Source organism: Winogradskya consettensis (assembly GCF_018332715.1).
Classification (GTDB): Bacteria; Actinomycetota; Actinomycetes; order Mycobacteriales; family Micromonosporaceae; genus Actinoplanes; species Actinoplanes consettensis.
Window position 1 is genome coordinate 26,793 of the sequence record NZ_BOQP01000050.1, and the last position, 17,396, is coordinate 44,188.

Here is a 17,396-nt window from a genome sequence, read left to right on the forward strand (position 1 = left end):
ACGATCCGGCGATCGTGGCCGCCATCACGTACGGCCCAGTGCTGTCCTGGCCTGCTTCAGCGGCTCAGGAAGCTCCGGAACGAGCGCGCCGGCCGGCCGGTGATCTCCTCGACCACGCTTGTCGTCCGGTCCTCGGCCCCCTGCGCGATCGCGGCGTCCATACCGGCGAGCAGGTCCGCGAACGCCCCCGGAATGCCGTCCCCCCGAAGTCGGGCGGACAGATCCGTGACGGAGATCCGCCGGTGGCGGACGGTCCGGCCGGTGTGCGCACTGAGCTGGGCCGCGACGTCGTCGAAGGTCAGCGGCTCGGGGCCGGTGAGGACAAGATCGCCGCAGGGCGCTTCGGGCCCGGCGAGGACATGCCGGGCAACGGCGGCTATGTCATCCGGGTCGATGAACGGCACCCGGCCGTCCTCGGTAGCGCTGACGATCTCTCCATCGGCGCGCGCGGACCGGGCGTGCAGGTGGTCGCCGGTGAAGTTGCTGGCGAACCACGTCGGGCGCAGAATCGTCCAGCCGGGCACGAAGTCCGCCAGCCGGGCACCGATGCCACCCACCGGAATCGCCGACGAGCTGAGCAGGGCGACCCGCTGCACACCGGCACGCTGGGCCTCCACCAGGAACGGGATCATGATCGGTTCCGGGTCGGCCACACCGGGCGGCGCAACCACGTAGACCGCATGGACGTCGCGGACCGCCGGGGCGAACGTGGCCGGGTCGGTCCAGTCGAAGCGGACGTCGGCCACAGCTCCCGCTCCACGACCGTGAACGGATGGGGCGGACGGCGAGCGGCCGGCACGGCGTACGGAAATATCGTGCTCGAGCAGTTGCCGCACGAGCCGGCTGCCGGTGGTGCCGCTCGCACCGAGGACCAGCACGGTCATGCCGCCACACCTGTTCCCACCGGGATGTCCCCCAGGGCGAGGGGGTTCCAGTAATCCCGGTAACGCCGGATGCGGCCGTCGACAATTGTCAGGACGGCGATGTAACGCGCGGTGTAGGGCTCGCCTGTCGCGACGACCAGCCCACTGGCGGCGAACTCCCCGATGATGACGGCCGGGTCGGTGGTCTCGTGCACCTCGACGTCGTCAATGCGCTGGATGTCGAGCAGATCGGTGTAGCTGGCGAGGTACGCCTCGACCTCGGGCCGTCCGTCCAGGCGCTGCGGCCTGCCTGGCGGGGCGAACGGGAATTCCATGACGGCATCTTCCGCATAGAGCTCGATGAACGCCGCCATATCGTGGGCGAGCAGGTGGTCGAGCGCGCGCCGCAGCACGTGCGTAGGGCTGTCGGACATGGTTCCTCCTGGAAGTTAGACTGCGGACTGCCGGTCCGCTTTCACTGTAGCGGACTACCGGTCCGTTTCGATGAGGGGGCAATGCCGTGCGGTCCGACAAGGCACGCAACCGGGAAATCGTGCTGGCCGCGGCGGGGCGGTTGTTCGACGCCGCGAACGACCCCGACGAGGTGTCCATGGATGCCGTCGCCGCGGCTGCCGGGGTAGGCAAAGGCACGCTGTTCCGGGGCTTCGGCGACCGGCTCGGGCTGATGCGGGCGCTCTACGAGGAGCGGTCAGCGCACGAGTTCGCCACGCGGCCGGCCGGCGACGACGGGGATCCCGCGGAGCTCGCCCTGGAACTGCTGACCGGGACATGGCAGTTCAAGGAGCGCCACCGGGTGCTCGGGCTGGCATTCGAGCGAGCGGGGCACGGCAGCCCGTACGCCAATGCGGGCTACGACCGATGGCACGCAGAACTCGCCAGGCTCATCACCATCGCGCGGCCGGACGCACCCGCCGACTTCCTGGCACACGCCCTACTCGCCGCGGTACGCAGTGACCTGGTGGAACACCTGCGCGGCCATCCGGAGACAGACGTCCACGCCGGACTGCGGGACCTGGTGCGGAGCGTGCTTCATGACGTCAGGTAGTCGCTCAGGCCGATGATCTCCCTGCCACGGCGAACGTCGACCGGGATGTCGGTCAGCCCGGTCCCCGTCCTGGAAGGTCGCCCGCGGGGGCTGGCAGGCCTGACCCGATCGTCCGCACGGACGTCGAGGCGGGGCCCCGCCAGCCATCCCGATCCTCACGATCGACCGCTCTCCACTGCGCGCAGATCCCACAACCACACGTCCTGCACCGCATTGCCCGAGCCGAGAACCGAGTCGAGAAGCTCGCGCAGTGGCTCGTACCCCGCACGCATCACCACGACTGAGCCGTTCCAGCGCTGGATCTCCCGGTCGATCACCGCGACGTCGTCGGCGGTGATCTCCGGTGCCCGGCCGTCGGACAAGGCACGCCAGACCAGGTAGGACAGCCGGCTACCGGACGCGCCCAGCTGCGCCTCCCCGCTGTCGGACGGGCCCAGGAAGTAGCCCTCCGGGACCGCGAACTCCTGCCCCGTCGCCGCACTCCAGCTCAGCGTGTCCCGCCCGCTCCACCCGCTGGGCAACGGAACCGGAACCATCGTGTGGCCCGGCCGAACGTACGGCCGCCACGCCCCCGAAGAGATGAACACCGGCGGCGGCGAGTCCACCTGAGCCAGCAGCGGAGTCGGCAGCAACGGATACAACGCCGCCACGATCGCCAGCCGCCACAACCCAGGACGCGGCACACGAAGCCGATCCCAGCCCAGAGCCAACAGGACAGCGACACACCCGACCACCGCGTACGCGAACCGGCCCGGCGTCATCAGGTTCAGCAACGGGGTCTCAGCGGTGACGAAGAACAATGGCCCCGGCCACGCGGTCTCCTGCCCGGCGAAGCGGATCACCGGCCCCAGCGACGCCAGCGCGAACACCACCCCGGTCATCCCGGCCACCAGCCCGGCGGTGGTCCGCCGCAACATCGCAGCCAGCACCGGCGTCAGGAGCACGAGCGGCCACCCGAACCAGCCGTTCTGCTCCGTGATACCCAGCGTACGGTCCACGGCGTCATCGCCCCCGCCGATCGTGTCCCGGGCGAAGGCCAGCCATGCCGCCGGATCCTCACCCCAGGTCGCGAACAGCGGCACCCCCGTGAAAGTAAGAGGCCCAACGAATTGGAACCACAGCGGGTACGCACACAGCGCACCGGTCACGACCCCGGTAACGGTCAGCGCACCAAGGAACCGCGCGCCACGCTCACGTACCCGCCGAGGCTCCGCCACGACATACGCGATCATCGCCACCCCGCACGCCAAGGCAGCGATCAGCAGAGTCTCCTCGTTGATGAACACCTGCCACGTAACCAGCCCAGCAAGTAGCAGACCGTCCCGCACCCACCGCCCGCACCCGCCAAGCCGCAGAACCCGCGCGACGATCAGCGGAATGAGAAAGTTCGAGACGTGATTGGGCTGCCCATTGGCATGATGAACGACTCCGGGCGCGAAGCCGGCGAACAGTCCCCCGACGAACGCCGCCGGCCGCGACCGCACAAGATGACGCTGCAGCACCCAGTACGCAGTCGCAGCCGTGCCCGCCAGCGCCCCCACCATCCACACCACGTAAACGACCCGGGGACCGAACCACGCCGTCAGCGGTACGAGCGGAACCGTCACACCCAGCACCGACGTATTCGCCATCATGTTCACGCCGTCCGGGGCATTCTGCCGCGTACTGAAAAAGGGATCGCTGAAATGCCGCACGCTGTATTCGGCGTGGACCAGCAACCATTGGAACCACGTCTGATCCCCGGGCACCTGCGTCGTGATCACGCCATCCGGATCCACCACGAAACGCGCCATCACGAACAGACCCAGCGATAGGTACGCGCAAAAGGCGGCACCATGCTGCCGACGCGGCCGTGGATACGAGGTGGTCACGATGCAACCAACGACGATCGAGAGCCGTGGAGCCTGACCCGGTGATTCCAAGATTACAACGGCGACACAGCGGGCTCGTCACCCAGAGCGACATCGCATTCGGATAGCCCCCAGCTGCGGGCCGGCCGCCTCACCCGAGTGGGTCATTCGGGGGCGTCCTCGGAGGAGTACGGCGTGGTGACGCCGGTGTACGCGACGTGGAGGATCATGCCGTTGGCGCCGTGGCGGAAGTTGTGACAGTGGTCCATCCAGATGCCGGGGTTGTCGGCGACGAATGCGAGTTCGTACACCTCACCGGAGCCGACGTTGAGGGTGTCCGTCCACCACGGACTGCCGGTGACGGGGTCGCCGTTTCGGGACAGCACGCGGACGCGGTGGCCGTGCAGGTGGAACGGGTGGTCGGACATGCCGCGGTTGGCGATGCGGACCTTGACCCGATCGCCGCGGGTGACGGTGAGGGACGGTACGGCCGGGTACAGGCGACCGTTGATCAGGCTGGTGACGTAGGAGAACCGGCCCTGGCTGAACCCGAACCCGTCGTCGAGCCGCAGATCGTATTCGCGCTGGTAAACGCCGATGGACGGAGCCGCGCCGGTGCCGTACCCGAGCCGGTCGAACAGTGCCCCGCCGCGCGGCGCGACCGGACCCGCACTGCCGTCGGGGCTCAGGGTGAGCGACACGTCGGGGTTCCCGTCCAGCGCGACGGTCACCGGGCTGGCCGGCATCGTGAACGTCACGTCGTACCGGCCGCCGGCGGCGATCAGCAGTGCGGTCCCTGACGGGACGGCCCCGCCCCCGTCGATGGTGTTGCCGTCGAGGGCAGCGACCCGGAAAGCAACCCCGTCGACGCGTACGCGCTGCGGCCGTTCGGAGCTGTTGATCAGTCGCAGCAGCACTTCGCGGTCCGTGACGGCCGCCCGTCCGGGTGTGTCGGCGCGGTCGAATGCGGGAAGCCCTTCGGACCAGGAGTGGGTGAACACCGTGCGCTCGTACCCGTCGAACGCGGTGGCCCCGTCGACGATCAGGGCCCCGAACAGGCCCTTCTGCACGTTGAGCGCGCCGTCCTGATGCGTGTGGTACCAGAACGTGCCGGCCCGGGTGGGCACGAACCGGTAGACGTGCCGTTGCCCGGGCAGAACCGCGTCCTGCGTCACCCCGGGAACGCCGTCCTCCGCGTTGGGCACGTCGACGCCGTGCCAGTGCAGGGTGACGCCCTCGGCGACGTCGGTGTTGACGAGCGTGACCTCGATCAGCTGCCCCTGCACGGCCCGGATCTCGGGGCCCGGGGACATGCCGTTGAAAGTCAGCGCTTCGACCGTACGCCCGGAAGTCAGCCGTACCGTGCCGCGTGCAGCGGTCAGCGTGACCCGCACGTCGGGGGTCTGGTCCCTCGGGCCGGTGAGCTGGTCGACGCTGAGCGGCGCCGGTGCGGAGTGGTCGTGGCTCTCCGCGGCGGCGTTCGCCCGCGCTGCGACCCCGAGCGTGACGGCCGGGATCAGCAGTGCGACAGCGGCCAGCCACGGCATCCGGGCGACCCGGGTTCCTCCGGTACGCCAGCGGGTGACACCCAGCGACACGCCGGCGACCAGGGCCAGCGAAGCCAGCGACCCGGCAAGCACCAGGGTCGCGTCGCCCGGCGCGAACGGCACGAGCAGCCACCAGACGGACAGCAGCGCACCGGCCACCGCGACGTGGACGGCGGCCCGGCCCGGCCGCCACACGGCCCACGCCACCGGCAGGACCGCCAGCGGAACCTGCGCGATCAGTCGCGAGTCGGCAAGGATCCAGCCGCCGGTCGCGAGCACACAGACCACGACCAGACGCGCGGCGACCAGGGCCGCAAGCAGGTAGAGCCAACGAGCCGACCGGCGTACGCCCGCCACGGGAGCAGCGAGCAGCACCAGCACAGCCAGCACCGCATCGACGAGAATCAAGGTTCCGAACATCGCACCACGATGCGGCCGGACGACGCCCGTCCGCGTCGGCACAAATCACCTACCTATCGGCGACGGGCTTTGACGACCGCTCCGGCCGGGCGCAAGGTGGAGACATGTCGATCTCTCGTCGCGGGTTCCTCGCTCTGCCCGGCATCGCGGGCGCCACTCTGGTCACACCGGATCCGCCCTGGCCGGTGCAGGCCAGGGACGCCGTGGCGGACATCTATCGCGAGCTGCTGCACGTGCACACCCGCTGGGTCGAGCAGCAGTGGGATGCGGCCATCGGCGCGTATCGGGCTGCGGACTTCCGGTTCGCGGCCGTTCTCGGCAACGCCGTGCTGCTCGGCGTCGAGGGCTACGACGCGGAGCTCGCCGGGGTCGATCGGGAGACGCTGCGGTCCCGGACGCTGGCGACGATCCGGCGGTTCGCTGCCACGAACGTGCTGGCCGGCGGCACCGAGTGGGGGCGACGGCTGTTCTGGGACTCCACCTTCGAGCTCTACTTCGTACTGGCGGCGCGCATCCTCTGGGACGACCTCGACGACGCGACCCGGAGCAACGTCACGGCCATCGCCGAGGGGCAGGCCGCATACGCGTACGGGCTGGGCACCGCCGACGACCCGCTCAGCGGCGACTGGACACCGCACGGCACGACCGGCGGCCGGATCGGTGACACCAAGCTGGAGGAGATGGGTGTCTACGCCCAGGCGCTCGCCCCCGGGGTCGCGTGGACCGGCGACCCGGCGTGGCGTGAGCGCTTCGACCTGTGGGCGATGAACGCCAGTGGCCTGCCGGCGGCCGACGCGGCGAACCCGGCGCTGGTCGACGGCCGGCGGGTCAGCGACAACACGGCCGGCAACCTGTACGACACGTTCATCGTGGAGAACCACGGCTCGGCCAACCCCCACTACCAGGCGGAACTGTGGCGCACCGCGGGCCGGGCGGCGATCCATTTCCTCGTCGCCGGGCGCCCGTTGCCGCAAGTGCTGACACATCAGCCGAACGGCGAGCAACTCTGGCGTACGTTGCGGCTGCTCGCCACGGACGCCGGTGAACCGGTGATGCCGATGGTGGCGGACCGCTATCACCTGTATGGGCGGGACATCCTCCCGCTCGCGTTCCTCGCCCAGGTCCAGGGTGACCGGGACGCGGCCCGCGCGGAGGCCGATCTGGCCGCCCGGATGATGCCCTACCTCACCTACGCTCCGCAGTACCAGCTCACCAAGTTCAGCGGCGAGGACAAGTACGAGCCGGAGGCACGCGCCGAGCTGGCGATCGCCTACCTGTTCCACCGGCATCGGGGCCGGCCCGTCGCACCCTTACCGGCACGGGAGTTCTTCCGGCGGGCGGCCGGTACGCGCGACTTCGGGGCGGACGTCGGCCTGACCGCGCAGCAGGCCGAGGACGGATTCGCGGCGGCGGTGACCAAGCCCGGCTTCGTCCGCTTCCTCTGGCAGCCGCGTCACGACCACTGGCTGATCGACACCCGCGGCCCGGGGTTCCTGCCCGCCGGGGCCACGGCAACGGCGCGATCGAGCACCGCGTACGAGACCATCCGGGACAGTTTCGACGCGACCGCGACGGTTCTCGCGGTCAACTCCGGCTACGCCGGTTTCGTGACCCTGCCGACCGGCAGCGTCGTGTACGCGTCCACCGGCGTCGGCCCGGACGAGGGCTCGTTGACCCTCTTCGCGCTGTCCATGCCCGGTGTCCCCGGTCTCACCGGGACCAGGACGTTCACCGGCGCGCAGGGGACGGTCACGCTTGCACCCCAGAGCATCGGCGGTACGCAGGAAGTGTCCTTCCCTGCCCGGAGCGCGCGTTTCGTGCGGATGCTCGGACGGCGGCCCGCCACCCAGTACGGCTACTCGCTGTGGACGTTCGCGGTGCTCGACCAGGCCGGAACGGACCTGGCCCGGCAGGCGACGCCGACCGCCTCGTCGCAGGACCCGGCCCATCCCGCCGCGCACGCCGTCGACGGCAACGAGCTGACCCGCTGGGCGGTCGCGCGGGAGGAACGTGCCCGCGCGGACAGCTGGCTCGCCGTCGATCTGGGTGCTGACCAGGTCGTTTCCGGGGTGCGACTGTCCTGGGAGGCCGCGTACGCCGGCGCATACGTGGTGCAGACCTCCGTGGACGGGGACAGCTGGGCCGATGCGGTTGCGGTGCCTGATACGCGTACGGTCGAAGGTGGCTGGATCGACATCGACGGCCGCGCCGGAATCGTCAACCGCGACCCGGCACGCGCGATCGCTGTCACCGCGACCAGCGTCGTGGCGGCACCCGGCCCCGCCGCACCGACGTTGCTGGAAGGCTACGCCGGCGACCTGTCCGGGCTGGCCCGCATCGCCGCCCGACCGGCGGTGACCGCGCCGTCCGGCCTGCGCGCCGACGACGTCGACGGCTTCCTGAGCGTCTTCAACCTCACGGCCGTTGCCGTGACCGGCGCACCGATCGGCCTGCCGTCGGCGCGGCGGCTCTACCGGGGAGTCCAGATCGCCGTCGGCGACGGCCTCGACTGGTTCGCCTCGCTCGCCGCCGGATCGGCCGTTGTCGAAGCGCCTCGCTTCACCGTCGACGGCCGGTCGCCGGCAGGGACCCGGTTCGAGGTCACCGACTCGCATCACGTCACCGTCACTGCCCCGCCGGGTGAACGGGTGGGGATCACCGTGCGCGCCGGGCACTGGTCGGCGCGCGTCGACCTGCCGCGCGGGCGTAGCCGTTCGCTGACCGTCCCCGGTGGACCGGTCACTCCGGCGGCTGATCTGGCGCGCGGCCGCATGACATTCCCCACCTCGCCGCTGCCCGAGGGCATGGGTGCACCCGCCCGGGCCGTCGACGGCGACCCCGCCACGGCCTGGCGTCCCGGTCCCGCCGGGCGGATGGTCGTCGACCTCGGCACGGTACGCAGCCTCACGCGCCTGCGGCTCGCCTGGTCGAGCGGCCCGCGGGTGCCGGTGGTGGTGCAGTCGTCGACGGACGGGACGCAGTACGCCGATCTGGTCCGGATCCCGCGCCCGACCCGGAACGATGACCTTGCTGTCCGGACGGAGGCGCGGTACGTGGCGGTGGCGGTGCCGCGCTGGCGTACGGGCAATGCGGAACTGGCTGTCCTGGAGGTGTTCTGACGCCGCGGGAGCGTCACCCGAGGGTGAAGCGTTGATCCTTGAGCTGCCGGCGTGAGGTGACGCCCAGTTTGCGGAAGATGTTGCGCAGGTGGGCGTCGACCGTGCGTTTGCTGATGAAGAGCTGGACGGCGACCTCGGGGGACGTGGCGCCCGCGGCGACCAGCCCGGCGACCGCGATCTCCTGCGCGGTGAGCGTGCCGGGGGTCTGCTCGGACGGGCGGTTGACCTTCTCCCCCGCCGCGCGCAGTTCACCCGCGGCACGCCGGGCGAACCCCTCGGCTCCGGACGTTGACAGCAGGTCGTGGGCCGTTCGCAGGTGCTGGACGCTGTCCCGGCGGCGGCCCTGGCGGCGCAGCCATTCGCCGTACAGCAGGTGGGCGCGGCCCCGGTAGGGTTTGAGCGGGCTCTCGCCGAGATGGCCGAGCGCTTCGCGGTAGTGGTCCTCGACGCCGGTCACCAGCGCTCGCGCGGACGCCGCGACGCCGAGGGCGGAGGGTGTGCCACCGGCCCGGGTGTGGTCGGTCAGCGATGCGAGGGCCCGGGCTGCGAGAGCGGGTTCGCCGCACCGGGTCGCCGCCTCGATCAGTTCGAGCAGGGCACCCCCGACGTGGAAGAGCTCGTCGTCCACGACCTTGCGGGCGGCGTCCAGCGCGGCCGGATAGTTGCCCAGCCCGTTGTGCAGCGTCGCTGACGTCCAGGTCAGGTTGGTGACCTGGCCGCCGGCTCGCCCGGCTTCCGCCTCGGTGGCGCTGCGGAAGAGCGCGAGGGCTTCGGTACGCCGTCCGCGCCAGGCGGCAAGAAGCAACCGGGGATACATCAGGGGCGAGTCACCGACCGCGTCGGCGATCGCTTCCTCCTCGGCGATCGCCGTGATCGCCCGGCTGACGTCCCCGACCAGGACGGCCTCGCACGCCTTCTGCCCGAGACCGAGCCGGAGCAGCGCGGGCGAGCCCGACTCGCGGCCCGACTTCTCCAGCCGGTCGGCGATGGCGGCATGGGTGTCGAAGTCCCAGAACTCCGCGGCGATCATCGTCGCCAGTGCGGGCCGCGACGCCCACCACGGGTCGTCGTCGCCCGGCAACCCGGCGAGCAACGGAACCGCGCCGCGTGGCCCCTGCGCACCCAGCATGATCAGAACATCCAGGATGTCCGGGGACGCCACCGGCGGCGCGTCGATCCGGGCCGCGGCCAGCACCTCGTCGATGACCCCACGGGCGCGGCCCACCGACAACGCCATCTCGATGCCGTCGAGGAAACAGTCCCGCGAGCGCTGCACGTCCAGCGTCGCGAGCCGCCGTGCGGCGCTCACCATCAGCATCGGGCCGGTGCCGTCGCCGTGCCTGGTGAAAGCGATCCTGCCACCGAGCACGTCGACCCGGGCCCGCTGATACCCGTCGAGTGCCGCGACGTCGACGGTCGCGAGCAGATCCGCGGCCGGATCGGCGCCGCCCGCGTCAAGGGTGGCCTGCACCGACGCCAGGGTTCGTTCGACACGCAGGGCGGGGTCCATGGTCAGCGCCACCGAGCGCTCGAGGAACGCGGCGGCGGCGGCAACGCCACCGCGAGCCTGCGCACGGGACGCACACCGCTCCAGGTCCGCGGCGACGTCGTCGTCCGGTCCGCTGCTGGCCTGCGCGCGATGCCAGACCCGCCGGTCGGGGGCCACGACCGGGTCGACGATCTCGGCCAGTGCGGCGTGCGCAGCGCGACGCTCCTCCACGGCTGCCGCTCGGTAGACGGCCGACCGGGCGAGCGGGTGGCAGAACCGGATCCGGGCGTCGAACTCCGCCAGACCGGAGCCGGCCGCCTCCGCCGCGGCCCGCGTCACGTCCAGCCCCAGCTGCTGAGCGGCCGGCCACAGCAGCCCCGGATCACCCGTCGGGTCGGCGCTCGCCACGATCAGCAGCAACCGGGCCCCGGGCGGCAACGCCCGCAGCCGGGACTGAAAGATCTCCTCGATCCGGGTCGGCGTCGACGGCGTCGCGGGCAGCAGAAACCCGCCCGCGCGCGGCAGCTCCACCAACGCCAGCGGATTACCCCGCGCCTCGGCGACCAGGCTGTCCCGCACCCGCTCGTCCAGCACCAACGGGCTCCGCCGCGCCAGCAACTCCCGCGCGTCCTCATCGCTCAACCGGGCGACGGCGAGCGATTCCACCGTGCCCAGCTCGCTCGGCACGGCGGGCGTCCGGACCGCGAAGATCATGGAGATCCGGTCCGCGCCCATCCGGCGGGCGAGGAAGGCCAGCACGGTCAACGACGCCGCATCCACCCACTGGACGTCATCCACGAGGCAGAGCAGCGGGCGGTCCTGAGCCGCCACCGCCATCAGCTCCAGCACCGCCAACCCGATGTGGAACAGGTCCGGCGTCCCGTCGCCCAGGCCGAACGCGACCTGCAGGGCCGCCCGGTGCCGGCCCGACAGCTCAGGCAGATGCCGCAGGATCGGTACGCACAACTGGTGCAGCGCCGCGAACGGCAACTCCTGCTCGAACTCCGACCCGGCCGAGCGGACGACCTCGAGGCCGGACGCCTCCCGCAGCGCGTACTCCAGCAACGCGCTCTTACCGATGCCGGCCTCACCGGTCAGGACCAGTGCCACGCCCCGGCCCGCACCGGCGGCCCCGATCAGCTCGCCCACTCGCCGCTGCTCAGCACGCCTGCCGACCAGCGGGTCGGACTTGAGGCCCGGTGTCCACACAGCGGCAACGGTAGCCGAAGGTAGGCAATGCATACCGACGCGGCACAAACGGGCATCGCGGCAGAGTCGTGGGGGTCAAGACCCCACGACCAAGGAGACGCACCATGCCCGCAGGACTTGTTACCGCTCTGCTCGCCACCACGGTGGCTGTCAGTGCCGCCTCACCCGCTGCCGCAGCCCCCACCGGCCGGCCCGCACCCGCGTCGTCGTTGACCTGCGCCGGACAAGGCGTCGACCCGTCCGCGAAAATCCGTTACCGCACCGAAACGGTGATCAACGCACCCCTGGACACCATCTGGAACCTGCAGACCGACGTCGAACGGTGGCCGGCCTGGCAGCAGGCGGTGACCAGCAGCAAACTCCTGACCAAGGGCAAACTGCGCCCGGGCTCGCAGTTCCGCTGGACAACCCCGGTCCCCGAGACAGCCACCACCCCCGCCACCACCCTGGTGATCACCTCCACCGTCCAGCAGCTCAAGCAGCACCAATGCCTCCGCTGGACCGGCCCCGCGACCGGCGACGGCCTGACCATCGACAAGGGCACCCACGTCTGGAACTTCACCGAGGTCAGGGGCGGCGTCCTGGTCCGCACCGAGGAAACCTGGAACGGCGCCCAGGTCGAGGCGGACATCCCCACCTCCACCGCCTACCTCGGCGCCGGCCTCGAAGCCTGGCTCACCGAGCTCACCACCACAGCCGAAAAGGCCACCTGCCAGCGTTAGGCCTCGGCGGTTTCCTCGAGCCGCTGTACCCAGTCGCGCAGGCCCGCGTCCAGGCTCGCCTGGTTGCCGGGAACATCGACCTCGACGGGCGGCCCGGACCAGGACTCCTCGGTAGTGACGATCGTGCCGCCCCGGACCTTCTTGAAGGTCCACAGGTGCACGCCGTCGATGCCGCCGACCGGGGCCGCCCATGCAGTGCACCGCAGCGACTCGACGGCGGTGACCGTCGACGTGACCTTCATGCCCTGCGGAGACCAGTCGAACACCGAGCCCGGCCTCAGCGGACCCGGGGTGCGCTTGCGAGCCGGGGTGATCTCCGGGATCCAGGTGTCCCATTCGTCGATGCCGGTGTGCAACTGCCAGGCCCGCCACACGGGTGCCTCGACGAAGGCACTCGCTCTGGCGATCACCGGCGCGCCCACGTCGACCGTCACGCCTCCGCACACCTCGTGGTGCCTGGCGTGCGCGGAGGCCGCAGATGGCATTGCCAGTGCCGTGGTCATAACCACGGCCAGATGAACAGCTGTTGTTGTTTTTCGCACGAGGCCATCTTGTTTCGCGAAAGGGCGGCTCGCGTCGGCAGGAACTACCTATCCGACGCGAGCCGGGGCGCCAGGAACCGGGCTGTCGCGCTGTCAGCGACCTGGGCGACGTCGGCGGGGGTGCCGGCCGCGACGACCCGGCCGCCCGCGTCACCGCCGCCCGGGCCGAGGTCGATCACCCAGTCGGCGGTGGCGATCGTGTCCAGGTCGTGCTCGACCAGTACGACCGTGTTGCCGGCGTCGACGAGGCGGTGCAGCTGACGCAACAGCAGCCTGATGTCCGCGGGGTGCAGCCCGGCGGTCGGCTCGTCGAGCAGGTAGAGCGCGTGCCCGCGGCGGACCCGTTGCAGCTCGGTCGCGAGCTTGATGCGCTGGGCCTCGCCGCCGCTGAGCTCGGTCGCCGGCTGCCCGAGCCGCAGGTAGCCGAGCCCCACCTCGCGCAGCGTCGCCAGCCCGCGGGCGGCGGCCGGCACGTCGGTCAGGAACGCGGCGGCCTCGTCGACGGACATCGCCAGCACGTCCGCGATGCTCCGGCCGCGGTAGGTGACCTCGAGGGTCTCGGCGTTGTACCGCTTGCCGTGACAGCTGGGGCAGGGCGCGTACGTGCCGGGCAGGAACAACAGCTCGACCGCGACGAAGCCCTCCCCCTGGCAGGTCTCGCACCGGCCCTCGGCGACGTTGAAGGAGAACCGGCCGGCGCTGTACCCCGACTGCGCCGCGTAGAGCTTGCGGACCGCGTCGAACATCCCGGTGTACGTGGCCAGGTTCGAGCGCGGCGTACGCCCGATCGGCTGCTGATCGACCAGAACCAGCCGGTCGAACTCCCCGGACAGCAGCGCCGTCTCCGCGAGCAGCGTCGACTTGCCCGACCCGGACACCCCGGTGACCGCGGTCAGCACACCCCGGGGAAGGTCCACGGACACGTCGCGCAGATTGTGCCGGGAGATGCCGCCGAGGTGCAGCCACCCCTGCGGCGTACGGGTGACGTGCTCGAAGGGTTCCGCCCGCCCGAACAGGTACGTACCTGTCGCCGACTCCGGGACCTGCTCGAGGCCCGCGACCGGGCCGCTGTACAGCACCCGCCCGCCGGCCTCGCCCGCACCGGGACCGATGTCGACGATCCAGTCCGCACGGCGTACGACATCCAGGTCGTGCTCGACCACGAACAGCGAGTTACCCGCCGCCTTGAGCCGGTCGAGGACGTCGAGCAACGGCTCGGCATCGGCCGGGTGCAGCCCCGCCGACGGCTCGTCGAGCACGTAGACGACCCCGAACAGCCCCGAGCGCAGCTGCGTCGCGATCCGCAGGCGCTGGGCCTCCCCCGGTGACAGCGTCGTCGAGCTGCGCCCGGTGCTCAGGTAACCCAGACCCAGGTCGAGCAGCACCTCGATCCGGGCGACGAGGTCCGCGCACAGTCGTACGGCTGCTTCGCCTGCTCCGGCCACCGGTTGCAGCACGGTGACCAGCTCAGAGAACGGCATGGTGTTGACGTCAGCCAGTGACCTGCCGCGGAAGGTCACCGCGAGAGCCTCCGGGCGCAGGCCGCTGCCGTGGCAGTCGGGGCAGGGCACACTGCGTACGAACCGTAAGGCCCGGTCGCGCATCCGCTCGCTCTTGGAGTCGGCAAGGGTGTGCATGACGTGTTTGCGGGCGCTCCAGAACATGCCCATGTACCCGTAGTCGATCCGGTCCCGCTCGGGCTTGATCAGCACGGACGGCTGCTCGTCGGTGTAGAGCAGCCACTCACGTTTCTTCCGCGGCAGTTTGTGCCACGGCTTGTCGATGTCGATGCCGAGCCCGGTGACGATGCTGCGCAGGTTGGCGCCCTGCCACGCCCCCGGCCAGGCGGCGATCGCCCCGTCGCGGATGCTCAGCGAAGGATCAGGCACGAGCAGGTCCTCGGCGACGTCGTGCACGACCCCCAGGCCGTGGCAGTGCGGGCAGGCCCCGGCCGGGGTATTGGGCGAGAACGCCTCGGCCTCCAGCCGTCCCGCCCCCGGCGGATAGGTCCCGGCCCGCGAGTACAACATCCGCAACAGGTTCGACAACGTGGTCAGGGTGCCGACGGTCGAGCGCGAGCTGGGTGCGCCCCGGCGTTGCTGCAGCGCCACCGCAGGCGGCAGACCGGAGATTTCCCGTACGCGCGGCGCGCCGACCTGCTGCAACAGCCGCCGGGCGTACGGGGCCACGGACTCGAAGTACCGTCGCTGCGCCTCGGCGTACAGCGTGCCGAACGCCAGCGACGACTTACCCGACCCGGACACCCCGGTGAAGGCCACCATCGCGTCCCGCGGGATGTCGACGTCGATGTCCCGCAGGTTGTGCTCCCCGGCACCCCGGACGCGCACGAAGTTGTCCATGATCCATGACTACCCGCAAGCTGCCCGGGCGCAACCAGGAACACCCCGATGGACACTCGCACACACCACGTGGCTGCCGCGAAACGCGCCTCACCCCGCTGCGGCCGAGGACGGCAGGTGGAGCAGGCGCGCGCCGCAGCCCAGCGACGTCACCGCCCGCCTCGTACACGGAGGGTGCGGGACGACGGATACTACGATCGTCGGCGTGCCGAGAACGGGGTGGTCGCCGACCGAGGACCAGAACAGGCGACTGCTTCGCGCACGGGATGCGATGGACCGTGACTTCGCCGACCGGCTCGACCTGCCCGCGCTCGCCAAGCTGGCACACATGTCGCAGGGACACTTCAGCCGCAGCTTCCGCGGCACCTTCGGGGAAACCCCGCACCGCTATCTGCAGCGCCGCCGCATCGAGCGGGCCATGTCGTTGTTGCGCGACCCGGCAAGCTCGGTGACCGAGGTCGGGCTGCGGGTCGGCTTCGAAAGCCTCGGAGCGTTCAGCCGGGCGTTCCGGGCCGTCGTCGGCGTGTCGCCGTCGCAGTACCGCGGGCGAGGACTGGTTGCCAACGCGCCGGTGTGCTTCGTGAAAACTTGGCTGCGACCGATCAGTTTTGGCGAAGCGCCCACGTCCGGAGCGCCCGTACCGTGAAAGCATGTTCAAGGCGATCACGATTACCACGGTCCGGGTGCTCGACCAGGACGAGGCTCTGGACTTCTACGTCGGCAAACTGGGTTTCACGATCGACGCTGATGTCGACATGGGGTTCATGCGCTGGCTGACGGTTTCTCTTCCGTCCGACCCTGGCCGGCAGCTGCTGCTGGAGGTTCCCGGGCCGCCCGCGATGAGCGAGGAGTCCGCCGCGCAGGTGCGTGACCTGCTCACCAAGGGCGCCCTCGGCACGTCGGCGATCCTCACCACCGACGACTGCCAGAACGTCTACGACACGCTCAAGGGCCAAGGCGTGGAGTTCACCCAAGGTGTTGAGGTGCAGCCTTACGGCATCGACTGCGCCTTCCGCGACCCGTTCGGCAACCATATCCGCGTCACCCAGCCGGCCGAACAGCCTTCCGCCGTCACCGACGAGGACATCGCCCGCTGGGGTGGCCCCGTCGAGGCCTGACCCGACGCGGGCAGCCGGCCTCGCTGAGGATCTGGTGGGTGCCGGGCCGAATCCTGCGAACGGCGGGTACGAACTGTCACGCGCCTCTAGCGTTGCAATGGTGACGGCTCTGCGCACGGCCATCCTCGGCTTTGCCGCAGCGCTGCTGTTCATGACCACGCAGCTGTCGCAGGTGGCCACGGTGCCGGTGATCATGGCAGGTACCGTCGCCAACCTGGTCGCCATCGCGGCGGTCATCGTCGGGGTACGGCGGCACCGACCATCCGCGCGCCTGCCGTGGTTTCTGCTCGCCGCCGGACTGGCCGCCAACATGACCGGCGCGTCGATCTTCTACGCAAGCAGCTACCCGCTCATCGGCTCTGCTCTGCTCACCTGCACGCCGTGAACGACATCTCCGGCAGCCGTCTGCTGCTGCTCGGTTCGGCCCTGCTGATCGCACCGGTCTCGCAGGCCCGTCCCTGTCCGGTGTGCCTACTTCCCTTCTCGTGGGTGCGTCGGTCGCGTCGGCCATGGGCTGGCTGACTCGATGACGCCGGCGTGCGCACATGGCAGCATCGTGGCGGATGGCCGGCAGAGTGATGGATCATCGGCAAATGCGGCTTCGGATGGAATTGTTTGTCGACGATGTGGACGTCAGCGTCGATTTCTACTGTGATGTGCTCGGGTTCGAGGTGGACCGACGCGCGGAGGACTACGTGAGTCTGCGTCGAGGCCAGGTCGTGCTCGGACTCGGGCCTGTGGCGAAGTTGCCCGAGCAGGCGGAAGGCCGGGGATTCACCAGACAACGGCTCACCGGCGGCAAGGGCGCCGGTGTCGAGATCGTGCTGGAGGTCGATGGCCTGGACGAGCTGCGGGCGCTTTATGAGCGCTGCCAGCAGCGGGCGGCGATCAGTGAGGAGTGGGGGTTGCGGCCGTGGGGGCTGCATGACTTCCGGCTCGCTGACCCCGACGGTTACTACCTGCGGATCACTCACAGCGATTCCGCGGCTCAAGGACGCTGATCTGTCGGAGGCGCCGGGATCGCGGCTGTGGCCGGATGCCGGGCCACGCTCATGAGCTGTTTCAGCCTCGCCGCCGCCGGTCTGCGACCA

At 70.6% G+C, this 17,396-nt stretch carries 14 protein-coding genes; 7 read left to right on the forward strand and 7 right to left on the reverse strand.

The genetic code is table 11. The features are described 5' to 3' along the window. Positions 1 to 56 precede the first annotated feature (56 nt). Positions 57 to 884 carry an NAD(P)H-binding protein gene (locus tag Aco04nite_RS39390; protein WP_213002335.1) on the reverse strand — a complete coding sequence of 276 codons (828 nt, stop codon included), beginning with the start codon at positions 882 to 884 and terminating at the stop codon, positions 57 to 59. Then, the gene (locus tag Aco04nite_RS39395) at positions 881 to 1,297 is read right to left on the reverse strand and encodes a nuclear transport factor 2 family protein (RefSeq protein ID WP_213002336.1); all 417 of its coding nucleotides are present in this window, start codon (positions 1,295 to 1,297) and stop codon (positions 881 to 883) included. The genes Aco04nite_RS39390 and Aco04nite_RS39395 overlap by 4 nt, the downstream gene beginning before the upstream one ends. Before the next feature lie 86 nt (positions 1,298 to 1,383). On the opposite strand from Aco04nite_RS39395, the gene Aco04nite_RS39400 reads away from it, so the two are divergent. Then, on the forward strand, positions 1,384 to 1,929 hold the full coding sequence (locus Aco04nite_RS39400; protein WP_213002337.1) for a TetR/AcrR family transcriptional regulator: 546 nt from the start codon (positions 1,384 to 1,386) through the stop codon (positions 1,927 to 1,929). A gap of 155 nt (positions 1,930 to 2,084) precedes the next feature. Here the strand turns inward: Aco04nite_RS39400 and Aco04nite_RS39405 are convergent, their stop codons facing one another. Then, positions 2,085 to 3,722: a hypothetical protein gene (locus Aco04nite_RS39405; RefSeq protein WP_213002338.1), complete on the reverse strand. Its 1,638-nt coding sequence runs from the start codon at positions 3,720 to 3,722 to the stop codon at positions 2,085 to 2,087. Positions 3,723 to 3,943: 221 nt separating this feature from the next. Further along, positions 3,944 to 5,746 carry a multicopper oxidase family protein gene (locus tag Aco04nite_RS39410; protein ID WP_213002339.1) on the reverse strand — a complete coding sequence of 601 codons (1,803 nt, stop codon included), beginning with the start codon at positions 5,744 to 5,746 and terminating at the stop codon, positions 3,944 to 3,946. Positions 5,747 to 5,850: 104 nt separating this feature from the next. Here Aco04nite_RS39410 and Aco04nite_RS39415 point away from each other — a divergent pair, with 104 nt between their 5' ends. Next, positions 5,851 to 8,865 carry a discoidin domain-containing protein gene (locus tag Aco04nite_RS39415; RefSeq protein WP_213002340.1) on the forward strand — a complete coding sequence of 1,005 codons (3,015 nt, stop codon included), beginning with the start codon at positions 5,851 to 5,853 and terminating at the stop codon, positions 8,863 to 8,865. Positions 8,866 to 8,878: 13 nt separating this feature from the next. On the opposite strand, the gene Aco04nite_RS39420 is transcribed toward Aco04nite_RS39415, so the two are convergent. Continuing rightward, on the reverse strand, positions 8,879 to 11,563 hold the full coding sequence (locus Aco04nite_RS39420; RefSeq protein ID WP_213002341.1) for a helix-turn-helix transcriptional regulator: 2,685 nt from the start codon (positions 11,561 to 11,563) through the stop codon (positions 8,879 to 8,881). Between the two features lie 104 nt (positions 11,564 to 11,667). Between Aco04nite_RS39420 and Aco04nite_RS39425 the strand changes: the two genes are divergently transcribed. Next, entirely contained in the window at positions 11,668 to 12,285 is a 618-nt protein-coding gene (locus Aco04nite_RS39425) for an SRPBCC family protein (RefSeq protein ID WP_213002342.1), read from the forward strand. On the opposite strand, the gene Aco04nite_RS39430 is transcribed toward Aco04nite_RS39425, so the two are convergent. Together Aco04nite_RS39430 and Aco04nite_RS39435 are read right to left on the reverse strand one after the other, a co-directional pair. Continuing rightward, on the reverse strand, positions 12,282 to 12,719 hold the full coding sequence (locus Aco04nite_RS39430) for an SRPBCC family protein (RefSeq protein WP_213002343.1): 438 nt from the start codon (positions 12,717 to 12,719) through the stop codon (positions 12,282 to 12,284). The two genes, Aco04nite_RS39425 and Aco04nite_RS39430, sit on opposite strands and share 4 nt — an antisense overlap. Before the next feature lie 152 nt (positions 12,720 to 12,871). Beyond that, a complete protein-coding gene (locus tag Aco04nite_RS39435; RefSeq protein ID WP_244876641.1) occupies positions 12,872 to 15,187 on the reverse strand; it encodes an ATP-binding cassette domain-containing protein in 2,316 nt (771 codons plus the stop codon). 205 nt (positions 15,188 to 15,392) lie between these two features. Between Aco04nite_RS39435 and Aco04nite_RS39440 the strand changes: the two genes are divergently transcribed. The 4 genes from Aco04nite_RS39440 to Aco04nite_RS39455 all read left to right on the forward strand — a co-directional run bounded on the left by Aco04nite_RS39440 (position 15,393) and on the right by Aco04nite_RS39455 (position 17,306). Beyond that, the gene (locus tag Aco04nite_RS39440; RefSeq protein WP_244876642.1) at positions 15,393 to 15,833 is read left to right on the forward strand and encodes a helix-turn-helix domain-containing protein; all 441 of its coding nucleotides are present in this window, start codon (positions 15,393 to 15,395) and stop codon (positions 15,831 to 15,833) included. Between the two features lie 4 nt (positions 15,834 to 15,837). Further along, entirely contained in the window at positions 15,838 to 16,305 is a 468-nt protein-coding gene (locus Aco04nite_RS39445) for a VOC family protein (protein ID WP_213002344.1), read from the forward strand. A gap of 100 nt (positions 16,306 to 16,405) precedes the next feature. Then, positions 16,406 to 16,690, forward strand: coding sequence for a hypothetical protein (locus Aco04nite_RS39450; protein ID WP_213002345.1), 285 nt, complete (start codon positions 16,406 to 16,408; stop codon positions 16,688 to 16,690). 178 nt (positions 16,691 to 16,868) lie between these two features. Then, complete coding sequence (locus Aco04nite_RS39455) at positions 16,869 to 17,306, forward strand: VOC family protein (protein WP_213002346.1); 438 nt, start codon at positions 16,869 to 16,871, stop codon at positions 17,304 to 17,306. Positions 17,307 to 17,396 lie beyond the last annotated feature (90 nt).

What these genes read in the sequence shown, in the direction of transcription:
- Aco04nite_RS39390 (WP_213002335.1), bottom strand. Translation starts at nt 884, where the DNA reads ATGACCGTGCTGGTCCTCGGTGCGAGCGGCACCACCGGCAGCCGGCTC.
- Aco04nite_RS39395 (WP_213002336.1), bottom strand. Translation starts at nt 1,297, where the DNA reads ATGTCCGACAGCCCTACGCACGTGCTGCGGCGCGCGCTCGACCACCTG.
- Aco04nite_RS39405 (WP_213002338.1), bottom strand. Translation starts at nt 3,722, where the DNA reads ATGGCGCGTTTCGTGGTGGATCCGGATGGCGTGATCACGACGCAGGTG.
- Aco04nite_RS39410 (WP_213002339.1), bottom strand. Translation starts at nt 5,746, where the DNA reads ATGTTCGGAACCTTGATTCTCGTCGATGCGGTGCTGGCTGTGCTGGTG.
- Aco04nite_RS39415 (WP_213002340.1), top strand. Translation starts at nt 5,851, where the DNA reads ATGTCGATCTCTCGTCGCGGGTTCCTCGCTCTGCCCGGCATCGCGGGC.
- Aco04nite_RS39425 (WP_213002342.1), top strand. Translation starts at nt 11,668, where the DNA reads ATGCCCGCAGGACTTGTTACCGCTCTGCTCGCCACCACGGTGGCTGTC.
- Aco04nite_RS39435 (WP_244876641.1), bottom strand. Translation starts at nt 15,187, where the DNA reads ATGGACAACTTCGTGCGCGTCCGGGGTGCCGGGGAGCACAACCTGCGG.
- Aco04nite_RS39445 (WP_213002344.1), top strand. Translation starts at nt 15,838, where the DNA reads ATGTTCAAGGCGATCACGATTACCACGGTCCGGGTGCTCGACCAGGAC.
- Aco04nite_RS39455 (WP_213002346.1), top strand. Translation starts at nt 16,869, where the DNA reads ATGGCCGGCAGAGTGATGGATCATCGGCAAATGCGGCTTCGGATGGAA.